Genomic DNA, 13414 nt, shown 5'->3' on the forward strand with positions numbered 1-13414 from the left:
GCGTGGGCGCGCCCCTGCCGCCCGCCGAGCGCGGCGACGTCGACCGTGTCACCGCCGCGGCCCAGGCGGTCCTGGGCCCGCGCGCCTTCACGGAGGCGTTCGAGCGCGGCGAGCGGCTCACCCCCGCCGAGGCGGAGAGGCAGGCGCGCACCACCCTGGCCGGGCTGACCGACCAGGCCGCCTGAGTCCGCCGAGACCGGCCGGCGTTCGCTGAGGGCACCGCTCGGCCCACCCCCGACGCGGTGGTACGCCCAGGCCCGCCGGGTACCCGGCGGGCCCACGGAGCCAGGGAGCGATGCACATGGCGAGGAAGGCGGCAGAGGGAGCCGACGGCCGGGCCAGGGCGGAGCGTCTGCGCCGCACGGCGGCGGACGTCTTCGGCTGGGAGCAGCTCCTGCCGGAGCAGCTCACGGCCATGGAGTGGGTGCTGGAGGGCCACGACACCCTGGTCGTCATGCCCACGGGCTCCGGCAAGTCGGCCGTCTACCAGGTGCCGGCGCTGCTGCTGTGCGGCCCGGTCGTCGTGGTGTCACCGCTGCTGGCGCTCCAGCGGGACCAGATCGCCGGTCTACCCGAGGGCGACGACGCCCCGGGTGCCGTCGCGGTCAACTCGGACCTGGGCGCGGCGGAGACGGAGGCGGCCTGGGAGGACGTACGGTCGGGCCGGGCCCGTCTCGTCCATCTGGCACCGGAGCAGCTCGCCCGGGACGACGTCGTGGACGCGCTGGCCGGGGTGGGCCCGGCCCTGTTCGTGGTGGACGAGGCCCAGTGCGTCTCCTCGTGGGGCCACGACTTCCGCCCCGACTACCTGCGCCTGGAGCAGGCCGCGCACCGGGTGGGCAGACCGCCCGTGCTGGCCCTGACCGCGACCGCCGCCCCGCCCGTGCGCCGGGAGATCACCGAGCGTCTGGGCATGCGCCGGCCCCGGCTGATGGTCACCGGATTCGACCGGCCGAACATCCGCCTGGAGGTCCGCCGCTTCCTCGACGAGTTCGACCGGGCCGGATACCACACGCTCTCCCTGGAAGCCGTGGCGGACCACGGCGACCTGCTCACCGTCCTGCGCCGGCCCGGCGAGGAACGGCCGGACACCCCGGACACCTGACAGCGCGGCCAGGGGGAACCGCACGATGAACGGGATCCAGGTGGAGGCCGACGTCAAGCCAGCGAGAGAGTGGACGCCGGTCGGCGCGGACGCGCGGGATCGCCGGCTCCGTGCCGGCGATCCCGCGGGCTCACGTCCGGTCGCGGACCGGCTCAGCCGCGACCGGGCGCGTACGACGCCGACATGCCCCGCCGTGCCTCGGACGACTCCGCCGCCCGGGCGGCCGCGCTGGCGGCCAGGGCCAGCAGGAGGGCCAGCGCGCCGACGATGACGTTGTTCACGATCGTCTTGGTCGTGCTGACGTTGCCGGCGACGACCCACGGCGCGATGATCGCCCACACGCCCAGAGCACAGGACGCCCACGCCATGCTGTGAGTGCGTTCGTAGGCACGGCCGAACCCGCCGCTCATCAGGACCGCGTAGGCGATGCCGGTGAGCAGGTTGGTGACGGCCAGGGTGGACAGATTGTTGAAGCCCGTGATCCACGGCGATGCCGCGAGGTACAGGCCGGTGAGCAGCGCCATGGTCTCGATGGCCTGGCCTTGGGGCGTGCTGGTGGCACGCTCGGCCATCTCGTGCCGAAGGCGCATGTCGACGATGTCGGGGTGCGTCTCCATGGACGGCCTGGGGGAAGTGGTCATGGTCTTCACCTTCGGGGGGTGTAGTACGTCCTGACTTCCGCGAGTACCCCGATCCGCGCGCGCAACCTTGGGTAAAAGGGGCGATGCTACGCAAGGTGGTCGTTTCCTTCCAAGGCGTCCGGCGGCGACGCGGTCACGTGGCGGCTCCCGTCAGAGCGAGGAACTCGCCGCGGGAGCGGGCGTCGGAGCGCAGCAGCCCGAGGAGGGTGGAGGTCATGGTGCTGGAGCCGGTCGCCTGCACCCCGCGCAGGGTCATACAGGAGTGTTCGGCTTCGATCACCACGCCGACACCCTTGGGCTCCAGATGTTCCTGGAGCCAGTCGGCGACCTGCTTGGTGAGGCGTTCCTGCACCTGCGGGCGGCAGGCGAAGTGTTCGACGACGCGCGCCAGCTTGGACAGGCCCAGAATCCGGGCGCCGGGCAGGTAGCCGACGTGGGCGGTACCCACGAACGGCAGCAGGTGGTGCTCGCACACGGACCGGACCGGTATGCGGCGGGCCAGGACGAGTTCGTCGTAGCCCTCGTCGTTGGGGAAGGTGGTCAGGTCGAAGGGGCGCGGGGTGAAGAGTTCGGCGTAGGCGCGGGCCATCCGGCCCGGTGTGCCGCGCAGGCTCTCCGAGGCGGTGGAGATGCCGAGCGCGGCGAGGAACCGGCCGGCCGCCGCCTCCGCGGCGGCCAGGTCGATCCCGTCGGGTTCGTGGACGACCCGCAGAGCGGGCCGCCCGGGTATCGCCTCTTCCTCGTCGAGGGGGTCTCTTCTCACGCCGGTGCGGTTCAGGGGCTCGGTCATGTCAGCTGCCCCCGATGCCCAGCGCGGTGAGCAGCACCAGGACGAGGGTGGCCACGGCGAACAGCCCGTGGGCCACCACGACCGGCACCGGGAAGTGGCGCTCCGCGGGGACGGATCCTTCGGCTCCCGGACCGCCCGCTGCCGCTGCCGCGCCGACCGTGGCGTGCTCGCGGTGGACGGGGATCCAGCGGGCCAGCATCACGAAGCCCAGCAGGGCGACGGGCAGCAGCAGGCCGAACGCCGTCCAGGCCGGTGCACCCCTGTCCGTCACGACGTAGACGATCCATACGACGAGCCCGATCGCGGCCAGGGCGAAGTGGCCGAAGACGACGGGTGCCGGCAGGCGGCTGGTGCCGGTCTGCTGCTGGCGGACTCCGCCGCGTTGGATCCAGGTGCCGAGCATGTAGAAACCGCCGAGAGCGGTGATCACCCAGGTGATCAGTGCGGCGATGTCCATGGGAACTCCCGAGGGGGACGGTGGTGAAGGCGGCCGGAGGGCACCGGCCGGCACGGTGAGCGGGGGACGGGGACGGGGACGGGGGACGGGGGACGGGGTCACCCGGCCGGGCGGGTGCGGCCGTGGCCGGGCGTGTATCCCTCGGCCTGGGTGTTCTCGTCGGCGACGCGTACGCCGTAGCGGTAGGCGAGCTTGCCGCCGAGGAATCCCGAGATCGCGAGGGCCGCGACGCTGACCGCGGACAGGACGAGCCGGCCGAGGCCGACGCTCGCGCCGTCGGCGTAGTCGCCCTGGCGCCACAGGAAGTTGACGACGTAGGCGGCGGTCACCAGCAGGTTCAGCGTCATGTGGACCAAGGCGGTGCGAAAGGCCGGGGTGCCGGCCCCCATCGCGAACAGGTCGAGGAATCCGACCATGGCCGCCGGCAGGGCGCCGATCACACCGACCGCGATCAGCCACTCCGAGGACTGGGTCAGGAACCCCGGGCGGTGCACGACGTGGGACGCGATGTCGAACACCAGGCTGGTCACCCAGGCGCCGATCGGCACGGTCACCAGGATCGGATGGAACGGGTGGCCGTACGGGCCGGCGAGCGAGGCGCTGACCGGGCGCTTCGCCTGCATCTGTGACTCACTGGCCATCGCAACCTCCCACTGGTTTCACCAATAAACATTGGTCTTATTCCCGGAGGGCGTCAAGACGCGCAGCACATGAGGGAGGACGGAACGCTTGTGCCCACGCGGATGGGCGTTACCGTGGTCCTGTGGCTTCCGATCCGAGCGCGCGGGCCGACGCGGCCGACCGCGCCATCGACTCCGTCAGCGTCCTGAGCGAGGACTCCCGCCGGCGCATGTTCACCTTCATCCGCCGCGCCCGCCGCGCCGTCACCCGCGACGAGGCCGCCGCCAGCGTCGGCATCTCGCGCAAGCTCGCCGCCTTCCACCTCGACAAGCTCGTCGACGCCGGCCTGCTGCGCGCGCGCTACGAAACGCCCGGCGGGATCCGCAAGGTCGGCAGGCAGCCGAAGGTCTACGAGCCCGCCGACGCCCAGATCACCGTGAACATCCCCGACCGGCGCCACGAACTCCTGGCCGACCTGCTCCTCGACGCCGTCCTCACCGAGGGCGCCGACGAGAACGCCGCGCAGGCGGCGATGCGGACCGCCGAGCAGCGCGGCCGGCAGCTGGGCGAGGCCGCGCGGGACGACTCCCGCCCCGGACGCCTGGGCCCCGAACGCGGGCTGACCGCCTGCGAGCGGCTGCTGGACCAGTACGGCTACGAACCCGTCCGGGACACCCCCACCCGGCTCCGGCTCCGCAACTGCCCCTTCCACCCGCTGGCCGCGAAGGCGCCGGAGCTGGTGTGCGGCATGAACCAGGCCTTCCTCTCCGGCTACCTCCACGGCCTGGAGGTCAGCGGGGTCCAGGCCGTCCTGGCTCCGGAGCCGGGGGAGTGCTGTGTCCGACTGGGCCCGAGCGAGCCCCACCAGGAGGCCGGGGGGACACAGGACCACTGACCGGGGCCGGGGCCGGGACCGCCGGGCGGGTGCCCGGTCCCGCGCACCAGGCCGACCTCCCCGCCGTCCTCAGTCGGCGGCGCGGTGGGTGCGGGCCAGGAGGAGGGCGATGTCGTCGTCCACCGGTCCGTCCGGGACCAGGGTGTCGATGACCGATGCGCAGCGGTCCTCCAGACTGGAGACCGGGCCGGCGAGAGCGGTGCGCAGCCGCTGAAGTCCGCGGTCGACATCGTGGTCCGTCTCGATCAGGCCGTCGCTGTACAGCCCGATCACGCTGTTCTCCGGCAGCTCCACCTCGGTCGATTCGTAGGAGCCCAGTCCCACGCCGACGGGCGCGCCCGGAGGCACCGCGGCGAAGTCGACCGATCCGTCCGGGGAGATGATCGCGGGCGGGGGGTGACCGGCACTGGACATGGTGCACCGCTGAGACCTCGGGTCGTACACACCGTAGAGGCAGGTGGCTCCGAAGGCCGGTGCGGTGGAGGGGTCGTCGTCCCAGCGGTCCCGGGTGACGTCGAGGGTGAGTTCGTCCAGGAGGCGGAGCAGTTCGTCGGGCGGCAGCTCCAGCTTGCTGAGCGCGCGGGTCTTGGCGCGCAGCCGTCCCATGGTCACGGCAGCGTGGATGCCGTGACCGACGACGTCCCCCACGACCAACGCCACACGGGCGTCGGACAGTTGCATGACGTCGAACCAGTCGCCGCCGACGCCGCCGTGCGTGTCCGCGGGCAGGTAGCGGGTGGCCACCTCCACGGTGCTGCCCCCCGACAAGTGGCGCGGCATCAGGTCGCGTTGGATGGCGAGCGCCGCCGTTCGCCCGCGCGCGTAGCGCAGGGCGTTGTCGATGACCAGGGCGGCCCGGGCCGCGAGTTCCTCCGCGAGGGCGAGGTCCGCCCTGCTGAACGGGAGCGGGTTCTCACTGCGCACGAAGACGGAGATGCCGAGCATCGCACCGCGGGCCTGGAGGGGCACGATCATGAGGGAGTGCATTCCGGTCCGCCGGATGACCCGGGCCCGGTCCGGGTCGTTGTCGAGCCATGTGCCGGGGGAGGTGTCGAGGACGGGCTCGAAGTACGACCTGCGCGTCGCGAGTACGGTGGTGAAGGGGGAGTCCGGCGGAACGTAGACCGGCGTGCCGCGTGCCCAGAGGGACTCGCGGAGATCGTCGTGGAGGGACGCGGCGCCGGCGCGGTAGAAGCCGGGGATGCTCATGTCGGTGGACTTCAGTCGTCTCAAGGGCTCCTTGTCCAGCGGCACCGCCTGGACGAGGTCGATGGTGACGTAGTCGGCGAGGTCCGGTACCGCCGTCTCCGCCAGGGCCTGACTGGTCACCAACGGGTCCAGATCCGTGCCGATGCGGCTCTTCGCCTCGTTGAGCAGCCGTAGCCGTCCGCTCTCCTGCGCGGTGCCGGCCTGTACCGCCACAGAACAGACGCCCAGTGGCCGCCCGTCCGACCCTTCGAGACGGATCAGGGCGACACGGTAGCCACCGTCGGGAGCCCGGGTGCCGGCCGGCCGGAGTTCGTGCCCGAGGAGCGGCTCGCCGCTGCGCAGGACACGCGCCATGGCTCGTTCCAGGAACTCCGGGTGACGGGCACGGACCACGTCGGTGACATGACCGCCCAGCTCCGGCCCGGACGCGTAGAGGTCCTGGTCGTGCACGCTGTCGTTGCGCCAGACACAGCGCAGCTCCCGGTCCCAGACGGCCAGACTGATCGGCGCGTGGTGAAGGAGCGCGTCCACCGCTGCCGGGTCCAGACCCGGCCGGCCGCAGGCGTTCGCCCCCCACACGATCCACCCCGCGCCGCCGCCGGTGTCCAGGGGAGTGACCCGCAGGTGGGCAGGTGTCTCCTGGCCGTCGCGGCGGCGGATCCGCACCCGGCCGGACCAGGGGCTGCCGGTGAAGACACGGGGCATGTCCGAGGCGCTGGATCCCAGCAGCCTCTCGACGGGACTGCGGAGCGCTTGGCCGGCCGGATAGCCCCACAGGCGCTCGGCGGCCCCGGTCCACACGGAGACCGTCATGTCGGCATCGAGCACTGCCAGGACGTCACTTGGTTCCACAGCCCGCTCTCCAGCCGGGGAACTCCCGGCGCGATCAGTGGACATACTGCAACTATGCCGCGTATCCACCGGTCCCTGCCACGGTGCGGGCACGGGCCGCCCGTGGACCGCCCGGCGCGCTGAAGCGGGGGCTCCCGAGTAGCGTGGGACCCACGACGCGCCTCACCGCCGTGCCGCGCCGGCCCGGCGCGCTGTGCCGGGCCGCACCGCCCGGCCGCATCGAGGAGTCCGGCTCCGCCATGGACCAGGGGACGCGACCCCGTGCGGGGCGGAACCCGTGTCCCCGCTGCCCCGCCTGTCCCGATGCGGGTGACTCATGGCCGGACCGAGGCGGCGCCGGACACCTAGGGGTCGGCACTGTGGACGACGGACGCACCGTCCGTTCGCAGCGCACTGACATCGGAAGGTTCACAGGTCATGAACGAGATCATCGCGGGGGTCGAGATTCCTGAGACGGCGGCGGTCGCGGAAGCCACCCGCGTCATGCGGGAGATGACCAGCCCCCTCCTCTATCACCACTCCCGGCGCGTTTTCGTCTTCGGCGTCCTGCACGCGCGCAGGCTCGGCATGGAGCCCGACCCGGAGCTGCTCTACCTGTCCGCCATGTTCCATGACACCGGCCTCATGACGCCGTTCTCCGACATGGAGCAGCGCTTCGAGGTCGACGGGGCCGACCACGCGCGCAAGTTCATGCTCGACCGCGGTTTCCCCGCCACGGCCGCCGACGTGGTCTGGACGGCGATCGCGCTGCACACGACCCCGGAGATCCCCGGTCGGATGGGCCCGGAGATCGCCCTCACGAACCTCGGTGTCCTGACCGACGTGCTGGGCGTGGGTCTGCGCGAGCTGGATCCCGGCCAGGTGGACGAGACCACCGCCGTCCACCCGCGGGGCGACTTCAAGAACGAGTTCCTGCAGGCATTCGTCGACGGACTCAAGTACCGCCCGGACACCACGAACGGGACGGTGAATTCCGATGTGCTGGAGCACTTCGTCCCCGGCTTCCGTCGTACCACCACGGTCGAGCGCATCCTCGGCGCTCCCTGGCCGAGCTGATCAGCGCGCCGGGCCGCAGCGGCCCGGCCGCCCCAACCCTCCCCGTAAGGACCTGTATGCAAGCCATCACAGTGCGGGACCGCGACGCCGGTCCCGCCGGAATGTCCCTGACGGACATGCCCTACCCCCATGCGGCCGAGAACGACGTCGTCGTACGGGTGCACGCCGCGGGCTTCACCCCCGGAGAGCTGGACTGGCCGGCCACGTGGACCGATCGCGCCGGCCGCGACCGGACGCCGAGCGTGCCCGGGCACGAGCTCTCGGGCGTCGTCGCGGAGCTGGGGTACGGCACCACCGGACTGAGCGTCGGACAACGGGTGTTCGGCCTGGCCGACTGGGCCCGCGACGGCACCCTCGCCGAGTACACCGCGGTGGAGGCCCGCAACCTCGCCCCGCTGCCCGCCGACATCGACCACACCGTGGCCGCCGCACTGCCGATCTCCGGGCTCACCGCCTGGCAAGGGCTGTTCGACCACGGTCGGCTCACCCCGGGCCAGACCGTCCTGATCCACGGTGCCGCGGGCGGCGTCGGCTCGATCGCGGTGCAGCTCGCCCGCGAGGCCGGCGCCCGCGTCATCGGCACCGGCCGGTCCTCCGCCCGGGAAAGGGCGCTCGCCCTGGGCGTCGACACCTTCATCGACCTGCAGACCCAGCAGCTGGAGGAGGCCGGCGCGGCCGACCTCGTGTTCGACGTGATCGGCGGAGAGATCCTCGACCGCTCGGCCGCCCTGGTCCGCCCCGGCGGCACGCTCGTCACCATCGCCATGCCGCCCGAGGTCCGGCCCCCGGACGGGCGGGCGGTCTTCTTCGTCGTCGAACCCGACCGCGCCCGGCTCACCGATCTCGCCGCGCGGCTGAGGGACGGCCGGCTCAGGCCGGTCGTCGGTGCCGTGCTTCCGCTCGCCGAAGCACCCTCCGCGTTCGCCCCCGGCCGGCGGACGCCCGGCAAAACGATCATCCGCGTCACGGACGACCCGACAGGAGACCGATCATGAGGGGAACGCGGATCGCCGGCGGCCTGCTGGCCGTCGCGACACTGGCCACGGCCACGGCCTGCTCGGCCACGAACCAGCCCGCCCACGCCAAGAGGCCCGACGCGGCCGTGGCCACGCCCGCGGCCATGGCATCGACGCGCCCCACCGAAACCCTCCAGCCGCTGCTCCAGCAAGCACTGCCGAACGTGAAGGGCAAGACGTTCACCTCGGTGATCGTCGACTTCCCGCCCAACGCGCGTGCGATGCCGCACCGGCACGGCCGGGCGTTCGTCTACGCGTACGTCCTCGAAGGCACCGTGCGCAGCCGGCTCGGTGGCCGGCCCGTGCGCACCTACCACCAGGGCGAGAACTGGGTCGAGGAACCGGGCGCCCACCACGTCCTCACCGAGAACACCAGCCCCACCAGGCGGGCCAGGCTCCTGGTCGTCTTCGTCTCCGACACCGGAGCGAAGCTCAAGGTCGACGACCCGCGGTCATAGCCGGCCCGAGGGGCGAGGCACACAGCACAGCGACGAGACGAAGGAACCATGACCGACACCCGGCGCGTCAACATCGGCGAGCAGCACCCGGCCGCCTACAAGGCCCTCATCGCCCTGTCGTCGGAGGTGGGGGAGGCCGCCGACGCGGCGGGCCTCGACCCGCTCCTGATCGAGCTGCTGAGGATCCGCGCCTCCCAGATCAACGGCTGCGCGTTCTGCCTGCGCACCCACACCCGCGACGCCCTCCGGAAGGGCGAGAACCCCGACCGGATCGCCGTGCTGCCCGCATGGGCGGAGACCGGCTACTTCTCCGAGACCGACCGCGCCGCCCTCCGCCTCACCGAGGCGATCACCCGGGTGCCGGACGGACACGTCGGGGACGACGACTACGCCGCCGCGGCGGCCGTACTCACCCCGGACCAGATCTCGGCGATCGCCTGGCTGGCCACCGTGATGAACGCCTTCAACCGCGTCGCGATCACCAGCCGGTACGCCGTCGGCAGCCGGCCCGGGCGGTGACCGCCGGTCACCTTCCCCCGCCGCGGGGCGGAACGCCGCCCACGCCGAGGGCGTCTCGCAGGCGGTCGTGGACGCTCAGCGGTACGCCCAGCGGGGCGTTCCCCGGGGGCCGCCGGGGGATGACGGGGTGCGGCTGCGTCGGGGCGGTCCGCCGTACCGCCGCCCAGGTGGTGCCGAGGGTGCGGAGCCGGGCCGTGGTCATCGACTCCAGCAACCGGGGCGCTCGGCCGGCTCGGGTATTTCGGGCCTGCCGTGGTACCCGTGACGCCCCTGCTCCGCGCTGACCCCTCGCTCGATCCGCCGCTCGTGCCGGCAGATCCCGGCAACCTACGGAGGCCGCACATGAACGCCCTTCCGCATTCCGGCGCCACCCAACGCCCGACCGGACGAGGTGCCGACATGAAACTGCTCGGCATCTATCTCAACGACCATCTTGCCGGCGCCACCGCCGGCACCGAACGCGTCACCCGCCTGGCGCGCACCGCCGGAGCTTCCGCGCTCGGCCGCGCGATCGGCCCCGTGGCGGCCGAGATCGCCGAGGACCGGGAAGCGCTGCTGGACATCATGCGAGACCTCGGCGTCCCCGTCCGCCGCTACAAGGTGTGGGCGGGCTGGGCGGGCGAGAAGCTGGGGCGCCTGAAGCCCAACGGTCACCTGGTGAGCCCGTCCCCGCTGGGCACCGTGCTGGATCTCGAAGCCCTGCGGCTGGGGATCGAGGGAAAGGCGGCCGTCTGGCAGGCCCTGCTCCGGCTCAGCGCGACGGACGGGCGCCTGGACCGTTCCCGGCTCGACACCCTGCTCGAACGAGCCCGGCGGCAGCAGGAACGGATCGAGGAGTGGCGGGTCCGCCAGGTCGAGGAAGCGCTGGCCCGGACATCGGGCTGAGTGCGGACCGGGCCGCGCCCCGCGCTCACACGCGCGCGGCGACGCGGCCCCGCGCCGGTCCGGCCACGCGGACGGGCCTCAGCCGGGGCCCTCCTCCTCCGACTCCGCTCGTCCCTTCAGGGACTTGTCGGTGGCCTCGCCGGACGTGTCGGGCCGGGGGCTTCCCTCCTCCTCCGGGCGGACGTCCCGCTCCTCGGTCACCTGCTCCAGAGGCGACGAGTGCTCGCGCTTGCCTTCTCGAGGACCACTCATGGCTGCCTCCCTCGGGGCGCCGCTGGGACGTACCGGGTTCCCCGGACCATGGCGCACAACGCGGCAGGGGCGACGCTCACCCTCACGTCGGCGCCTCACGTCGGCGACGGAGTCGGCATGCCTCTCGCGTCCGTGCCCGGACCGTGCACCGCGGCGACCGTGTGGATCGTCGGCCTCGTCGCGGTGATCGCCCACCTGACGGGCCGGCCGAGGAAGCGCACCCGGACCGGCTCCGCAGCGGGCGCCCGATGACCGTGCTCCGCCCCGGGCGCCCCCGGGCCGTTTGCCGTCCGCGCGGGTGGGGACCCAGACGACCATGAGGATGACGCCAGGCCGCCGACAGATGCGGCAGAACCGCGCCCTGCGGCTGCTGGACCGCCTGGAGCGTGAACCCAGGGCCGACGCGCTGATCGACGCGGTCCGCAAGGGGGTGCAGGCGCTGCCGCTCGGCGACGGACGCGACGCCCTGCACGGCAGGTGGCTGGGGCACCCGGTGCATCCGCTGATGGTGCAGGTGCCGATCGGCAGCTGGCTGTCGGCGGCGGTACTGGACCTTTGGCCCGGCCGCTCCCGCGAGGCGGGCCTCCTGGTCGGGGTCGGCCTGGCCTCCGCCGCGCCCGCGGCACTGGCGGGCTGGGTCGACTGGGCGGAGCTGCACCGCCAGCAGCAGCGGGTCGGGGCGGTGCACGCCCTGATGAACTCGGCGGCCGTCGGCCTGTACGCCGCCTCGCTCGCCCACCGCGTCAAGGGCCGGCGCGCAGCCGGCCGGGCCTGCGGCTTCCTGGGGCTGACGGCGGTCGCGCTCGGCGGCATGCTGGGCGGCCACCTGGCCTACCGCCAGGCATCCGGCGCGAACCACGCCGAAGAGGTCCCGCACGTCGTCACCGAGGGCTGGCACCGGATCGGGGCCGTGGCGGAGTTCCCGGTCGACCGGCCGGTGCGGCGCAGCGTGGACGACGTCCCGGTCCTGGTCGTCCGGGAGGCCGGAGGGACGATTCACGCCCTGGCCGAGCGGTGCAGCCACCTCGCCGGACCCCTCTCGGAGGGCACGGTCAGCGACGGATGCGTCCAGTGCCCCTGGCACGGAAGTGTCTTCCGGCTCTCCGACGGCTGGAACGTCCGCGGCCCGGCCACCGCGCCCCAGCCTTCCTTCGACACCCGCATCGCCGACGGCCACGTCGAGATCCGCCTGCGCCGGCAGGACGGAGGCGCACCAGAACGGGAGCCCGCGGACACGGCGGCCGACGGCCACCTCGCACGACGACGCTGACGGCGGCCTCGCACGACGGCGTCCGTACGTCCGTACGGGTCAGGGCGTGCCGCTCCTGCCGGTGATCAGGTCGGTGACGGCGGGGAGGCCGCCCTGGGCCAGGGCCGCGCGCTGCCGATCGGCGCCGGTGCCGCCCCGCAGCAGCCGGTGGACGAGGGACGTCACCTCCCGGGTGTCGCCGGACGCGTCCAGCGCGGGAGCGACGTAGCGCAGCAGCTCGTACAGCATCTCCCCGGCCCGGCGCTGCTGGCCACCGGGATCGATCAGGGTGGTGCTCAGTCCGTGGCGGGCGGCGTGCCACATGCTCGCCTGCAGCAGTTCCTGGTCGCAGTCCAGCGCGGGGGCGCCGGCGGCGACCTCCGCCAGCGTGGTCTCCACGAGGGCCCGGACCAGGCCCGTGAGCATCACCGCGTCGTCCGCGCGCAGCTGCACGTCCAGGCACCGCACCTCGATGGTGGGGTACCGCGCCGAGAGCCGGGCCTGCCAGTACAGCTGTCCGGTGTCCGAGATCAGACCGCAGTCCAGCAGGCGCTGCACGCGCCGGTCGTGGTCGGCGATGTCGGCGAAGCGCGGGGGCATCCCGCTGACCGGCCACCGGCTGAAGATCACGGTGCGCCAGCTGGCGAACCCGGTGTCGTGGCCGTCCCACAGCGGGGAGTTCGCGGACAGGGCGGTGAGGGCCGGCAGCCACACCCGGATCCGGTTCAGGATCTGCACGCCGGTCTCCCGGCTGGGCACGCCGACGTGGACGTGCATGCCGTTGACCAGCTGCTCCGCCACCAGCTGCGGCGCCTGCGTGAGCATGGCCCGGTACCGGGCGCGGTCGGTGACGGCCACGGGGTGGCCGTGGCGCAGCGGCGGTGTCGCGCAGGCGACGATCCGGCAGCCGTGCGCCTCGGCGGCCGCTCCGACGGCGTGCCGCAGCCGCAGCAGGTGTCCGCCGACCTCCTCCAGCGTCGCGCAGACCGGAGTGGCCACCTCCACCTGCGCCTGCAGCAGCTCGCAGTGCACCTCCTGGTCGGCCACCAGACGCCCCACGCCGGCCTCGGCACGCACCTTGTCCGCCAGGGGTACCGGCAGGCCCGTGACCGGGTCGACCAGCAGGTACTCCTCCTCCACACCGATCGTCGTCATCGATCGCCTTCTGTTCCGCCCGGCCGTGCTGCCGGACTGGCTCCCGATGCGCCGGGCCGGTGCATCGCACGGCGGGGACTCGTCGGAAGAGTCACTCGCGTCCTCCGAGTGCCGCATCCCGCTCCGCCGTAAACACGCGACCTCGCCGGGCGGGGCCCGGCCCGGACACCCATGCGTCTCAGTGACCCCCCGGCGATGACACGAGACGGGCCGCCCCGGGGAGATCCCGCGGGGCGGCCCATTCTCATGCACGC

Annotated in this window: 17 protein-coding genes and 1 pseudogene; 10 read left to right on the top strand and 8 right to left on the bottom strand. The window is 73.1% G+C overall.

Annotated features, from left to right (window positions below):
• Positions 1 to 185: hypothetical protein (locus ABZV94_RS13320; RefSeq protein ID WP_356340329.1), on the top strand; the 185-nt coding region annotated here is incomplete at its 5' end.
• Between the two features lie 116 nt (positions 186 to 301).
• Positions 302 to 991 (top strand): annotated as a pseudogene (locus ABZV94_RS13325) (DEAD/DEAH box helicase); the annotation flags it as partial.
• Positions 992 to 1257: 266 nt separating this feature from the next.
• Here ABZV94_RS13325 and ABZV94_RS13330 read toward each other — a convergent pair.
• From ABZV94_RS13330 to ABZV94_RS13345, 4 genes are all read right to left on the bottom strand, one after another.
• A complete protein-coding gene (locus ABZV94_RS13330; protein ID WP_356340331.1) occupies positions 1258 to 1746 on the bottom strand; it encodes an SPW repeat protein in 489 nt (162 codons plus the stop codon).
• 133 nt (positions 1747 to 1879) lie between these two features.
• The gene (folE, locus tag ABZV94_RS13335; RefSeq protein ID WP_356340332.1) at positions 1880 to 2536 is read right to left on the bottom strand and encodes a GTP cyclohydrolase I FolE; all 657 of its coding nucleotides are present in this window, start codon (positions 2534 to 2536) and stop codon (positions 1880 to 1882) included.
• Between the two features lies 1 nt (position 2537).
• On the bottom strand, positions 2538 to 2993 hold the full coding sequence (locus ABZV94_RS13340) for a hypothetical protein (RefSeq protein ID WP_356340333.1): 456 nt from the start codon (positions 2991 to 2993) through the stop codon (positions 2538 to 2540).
• Between the two features lie 98 nt (positions 2994 to 3091).
• A complete protein-coding gene (locus ABZV94_RS13345; protein WP_356340334.1) occupies positions 3092 to 3634 on the bottom strand; it encodes a DUF2231 domain-containing protein in 543 nt (180 codons plus the stop codon).
• A 122-nt stretch (positions 3635 to 3756) separates the two neighbouring features.
• On the opposite strand from ABZV94_RS13345, the gene ABZV94_RS13350 reads away from it, so the two are divergent.
• Positions 3757 to 4509 (top strand): helix-turn-helix domain-containing protein, encoded by a 753-nt coding sequence (locus ABZV94_RS13350; RefSeq protein ID WP_356340335.1) that lies wholly within the window; start codon positions 3757 to 3759, stop codon positions 4507 to 4509.
• Between the two features lie 69 nt (positions 4510 to 4578).
• Here ABZV94_RS13350 and ABZV94_RS13355 read toward each other — a convergent pair whose 3' ends face one another.
• A complete protein-coding gene (locus ABZV94_RS13355) occupies positions 4579 to 6531 on the bottom strand; it encodes a SpoIIE family protein phosphatase (protein WP_356340336.1) in 1953 nt (650 codons plus the stop codon).
• Positions 6532 to 6987: 456 nt separating this feature from the next.
• Here ABZV94_RS13355 and ABZV94_RS13360 point away from each other — a divergent pair, with 456 nt between their 5' ends.
• The 4 genes from ABZV94_RS13360 to ABZV94_RS13375 are packed head-to-tail and all read left to right on the top strand — an operon-like array spanning position 6988 to position 9619.
• Positions 6988 to 7626 (top strand): HD domain-containing protein, encoded by a 639-nt coding sequence (locus tag ABZV94_RS13360; RefSeq protein WP_356340337.1) that lies wholly within the window; start codon positions 6988 to 6990, stop codon positions 7624 to 7626.
• Between the two features lie 56 nt (positions 7627 to 7682).
• Positions 7683 to 8621: an NADP-dependent oxidoreductase gene (locus ABZV94_RS13365; RefSeq protein WP_356340339.1), complete on the top strand. Its 939-nt coding sequence runs from the start codon at positions 7683 to 7685 to the stop codon at positions 8619 to 8621.
• Positions 8618 to 9100 (top strand): cupin domain-containing protein, encoded by a 483-nt coding sequence (locus ABZV94_RS13370; RefSeq protein WP_356340340.1) that lies wholly within the window; start codon positions 8618 to 8620, stop codon positions 9098 to 9100. Before ABZV94_RS13365 ends, ABZV94_RS13370 begins: the two co-directional genes overlap by 4 nt.
• 48 nt (positions 9101 to 9148) lie before the next feature.
• On the top strand, positions 9149 to 9619 hold the full coding sequence (locus ABZV94_RS13375) for a carboxymuconolactone decarboxylase family protein (RefSeq protein ID WP_356340341.1): 471 nt from the start codon (positions 9149 to 9151) through the stop codon (positions 9617 to 9619).
• A 7-nt stretch (positions 9620 to 9626) separates the two neighbouring features.
• On the opposite strand, the gene ABZV94_RS13380 is transcribed toward ABZV94_RS13375, so the two are convergent.
• Entirely contained in the window at positions 9627 to 9821 is a 195-nt protein-coding gene (locus ABZV94_RS13380) for a hypothetical protein (protein ID WP_356340343.1), read from the bottom strand.
• 140 nt (positions 9822 to 9961) lie between these two features.
• Here ABZV94_RS13380 and ABZV94_RS13385 point away from each other — a divergent pair, with 140 nt between their 5' ends.
• Positions 9962 to 10504, top strand: a complete 543-nt coding sequence (locus ABZV94_RS13385; RefSeq protein WP_356340344.1) for a hypothetical protein — start codon at positions 9962 to 9964, stop codon at positions 10502 to 10504.
• A 78-nt stretch (positions 10505 to 10582) separates the two neighbouring features.
• Here ABZV94_RS13385 and ABZV94_RS13390 read toward each other — a convergent pair whose 3' ends face one another.
• On the bottom strand, positions 10583 to 10756 hold the full coding sequence (locus ABZV94_RS13390; protein ID WP_356340346.1) for a hypothetical protein: 174 nt from the start codon (positions 10754 to 10756) through the stop codon (positions 10583 to 10585).
• Positions 10757 to 10873: 117 nt separating this feature from the next.
• Here ABZV94_RS13390 and ABZV94_RS13395 point away from each other — a divergent pair, with 117 nt between their 5' ends.
• Together ABZV94_RS13395 and ABZV94_RS13400 are read left to right on the top strand one after the other, a co-directional pair.
• A complete protein-coding gene (locus ABZV94_RS13395) occupies positions 10874 to 11008 on the top strand; it encodes a hypothetical protein (RefSeq protein ID WP_356340347.1) in 135 nt (44 codons plus the stop codon).
• Positions 11009 to 11099: 91 nt separating this feature from the next.
• Positions 11100 to 12026 (top strand): Rieske (2Fe-2S) protein, encoded by a 927-nt coding sequence (locus ABZV94_RS13400; protein ID WP_356340401.1) that lies wholly within the window; start codon positions 11100 to 11102, stop codon positions 12024 to 12026.
• Positions 12027 to 12065: 39 nt separating this feature from the next.
• Here the strand turns inward: ABZV94_RS13400 and ABZV94_RS13405 are convergent, their stop codons facing one another.
• Positions 12066 to 13160, bottom strand: coding sequence for a glutamate--cysteine ligase (locus tag ABZV94_RS13405; RefSeq protein ID WP_356340349.1), 1095 nt, complete (start codon positions 13158 to 13160; stop codon positions 12066 to 12068).
• Positions 13161 to 13414 lie beyond the last annotated feature (254 nt).

Source organism: Streptomyces sp. NPDC004658 (assembly GCF_040609555.1).
Classification (GTDB): Bacteria; Actinomycetota; Actinomycetes; order Streptomycetales; family Streptomycetaceae; genus Streptomyces.

What these genes read in the sequence shown, in the direction of transcription:
- ABZV94_RS13330 (WP_356340331.1), bottom strand. Translation starts at nt 1,746, where the DNA reads ATGACCACTTCCCCCAGGCCGTCCATGGAGACGCACCCCGACATCGTC.
- folE (WP_356340332.1), bottom strand. Translation starts at nt 2,536, where the DNA reads ATGACCGAGCCCCTGAACCGCACCGGCGTGAGAAGAGACCCCCTCGAC.
- ABZV94_RS13340 (WP_356340333.1), bottom strand. Translation starts at nt 2,993, where the DNA reads ATGGACATCGCCGCACTGATCACCTGGGTGATCACCGCTCTCGGCGGT.
- ABZV94_RS13345 (WP_356340334.1), bottom strand. Translation starts at nt 3,634, where the DNA reads ATGGCCAGTGAGTCACAGATGCAGGCGAAGCGCCCGGTCAGCGCCTCG.
- ABZV94_RS13355 (WP_356340336.1), bottom strand. Translation starts at nt 6,531, where the DNA reads ATGACGGTCTCCGTGTGGACCGGGGCCGCCGAGCGCCTGTGGGGCTAT.
- ABZV94_RS13360 (WP_356340337.1), top strand. Translation starts at nt 6,988, where the DNA reads ATGAACGAGATCATCGCGGGGGTCGAGATTCCTGAGACGGCGGCGGTC.
- ABZV94_RS13365 (WP_356340339.1), top strand. Translation starts at nt 7,683, where the DNA reads ATGCAAGCCATCACAGTGCGGGACCGCGACGCCGGTCCCGCCGGAATG.
- ABZV94_RS13370 (WP_356340340.1), top strand. Translation starts at nt 8,618, where the DNA reads ATGAGGGGAACGCGGATCGCCGGCGGCCTGCTGGCCGTCGCGACACTG.
- ABZV94_RS13375 (WP_356340341.1), top strand. Translation starts at nt 9,149, where the DNA reads ATGACCGACACCCGGCGCGTCAACATCGGCGAGCAGCACCCGGCCGCC.
- ABZV94_RS13380 (WP_356340343.1), bottom strand. Translation starts at nt 9,821, where the DNA reads ATGACCACGGCCCGGCTCCGCACCCTCGGCACCACCTGGGCGGCGGTA.
- ABZV94_RS13385 (WP_356340344.1), top strand. Translation starts at nt 9,962, where the DNA reads ATGAACGCCCTTCCGCATTCCGGCGCCACCCAACGCCCGACCGGACGA.
- ABZV94_RS13390 (WP_356340346.1), bottom strand. Translation starts at nt 10,756, where the DNA reads ATGAGTGGTCCTCGAGAAGGCAAGCGCGAGCACTCGTCGCCTCTGGAG.
- ABZV94_RS13395 (WP_356340347.1), top strand. Translation starts at nt 10,874, where the DNA reads ATGCCTCTCGCGTCCGTGCCCGGACCGTGCACCGCGGCGACCGTGTGG.
- ABZV94_RS13400 (WP_356340401.1), top strand. Translation starts at nt 11,100, where the DNA reads ATGCGGCAGAACCGCGCCCTGCGGCTGCTGGACCGCCTGGAGCGTGAA.
- ABZV94_RS13405 (WP_356340349.1), bottom strand. Translation starts at nt 13,160, where the DNA reads ATGACGACGATCGGTGTGGAGGAGGAGTACCTGCTGGTCGACCCGGTC.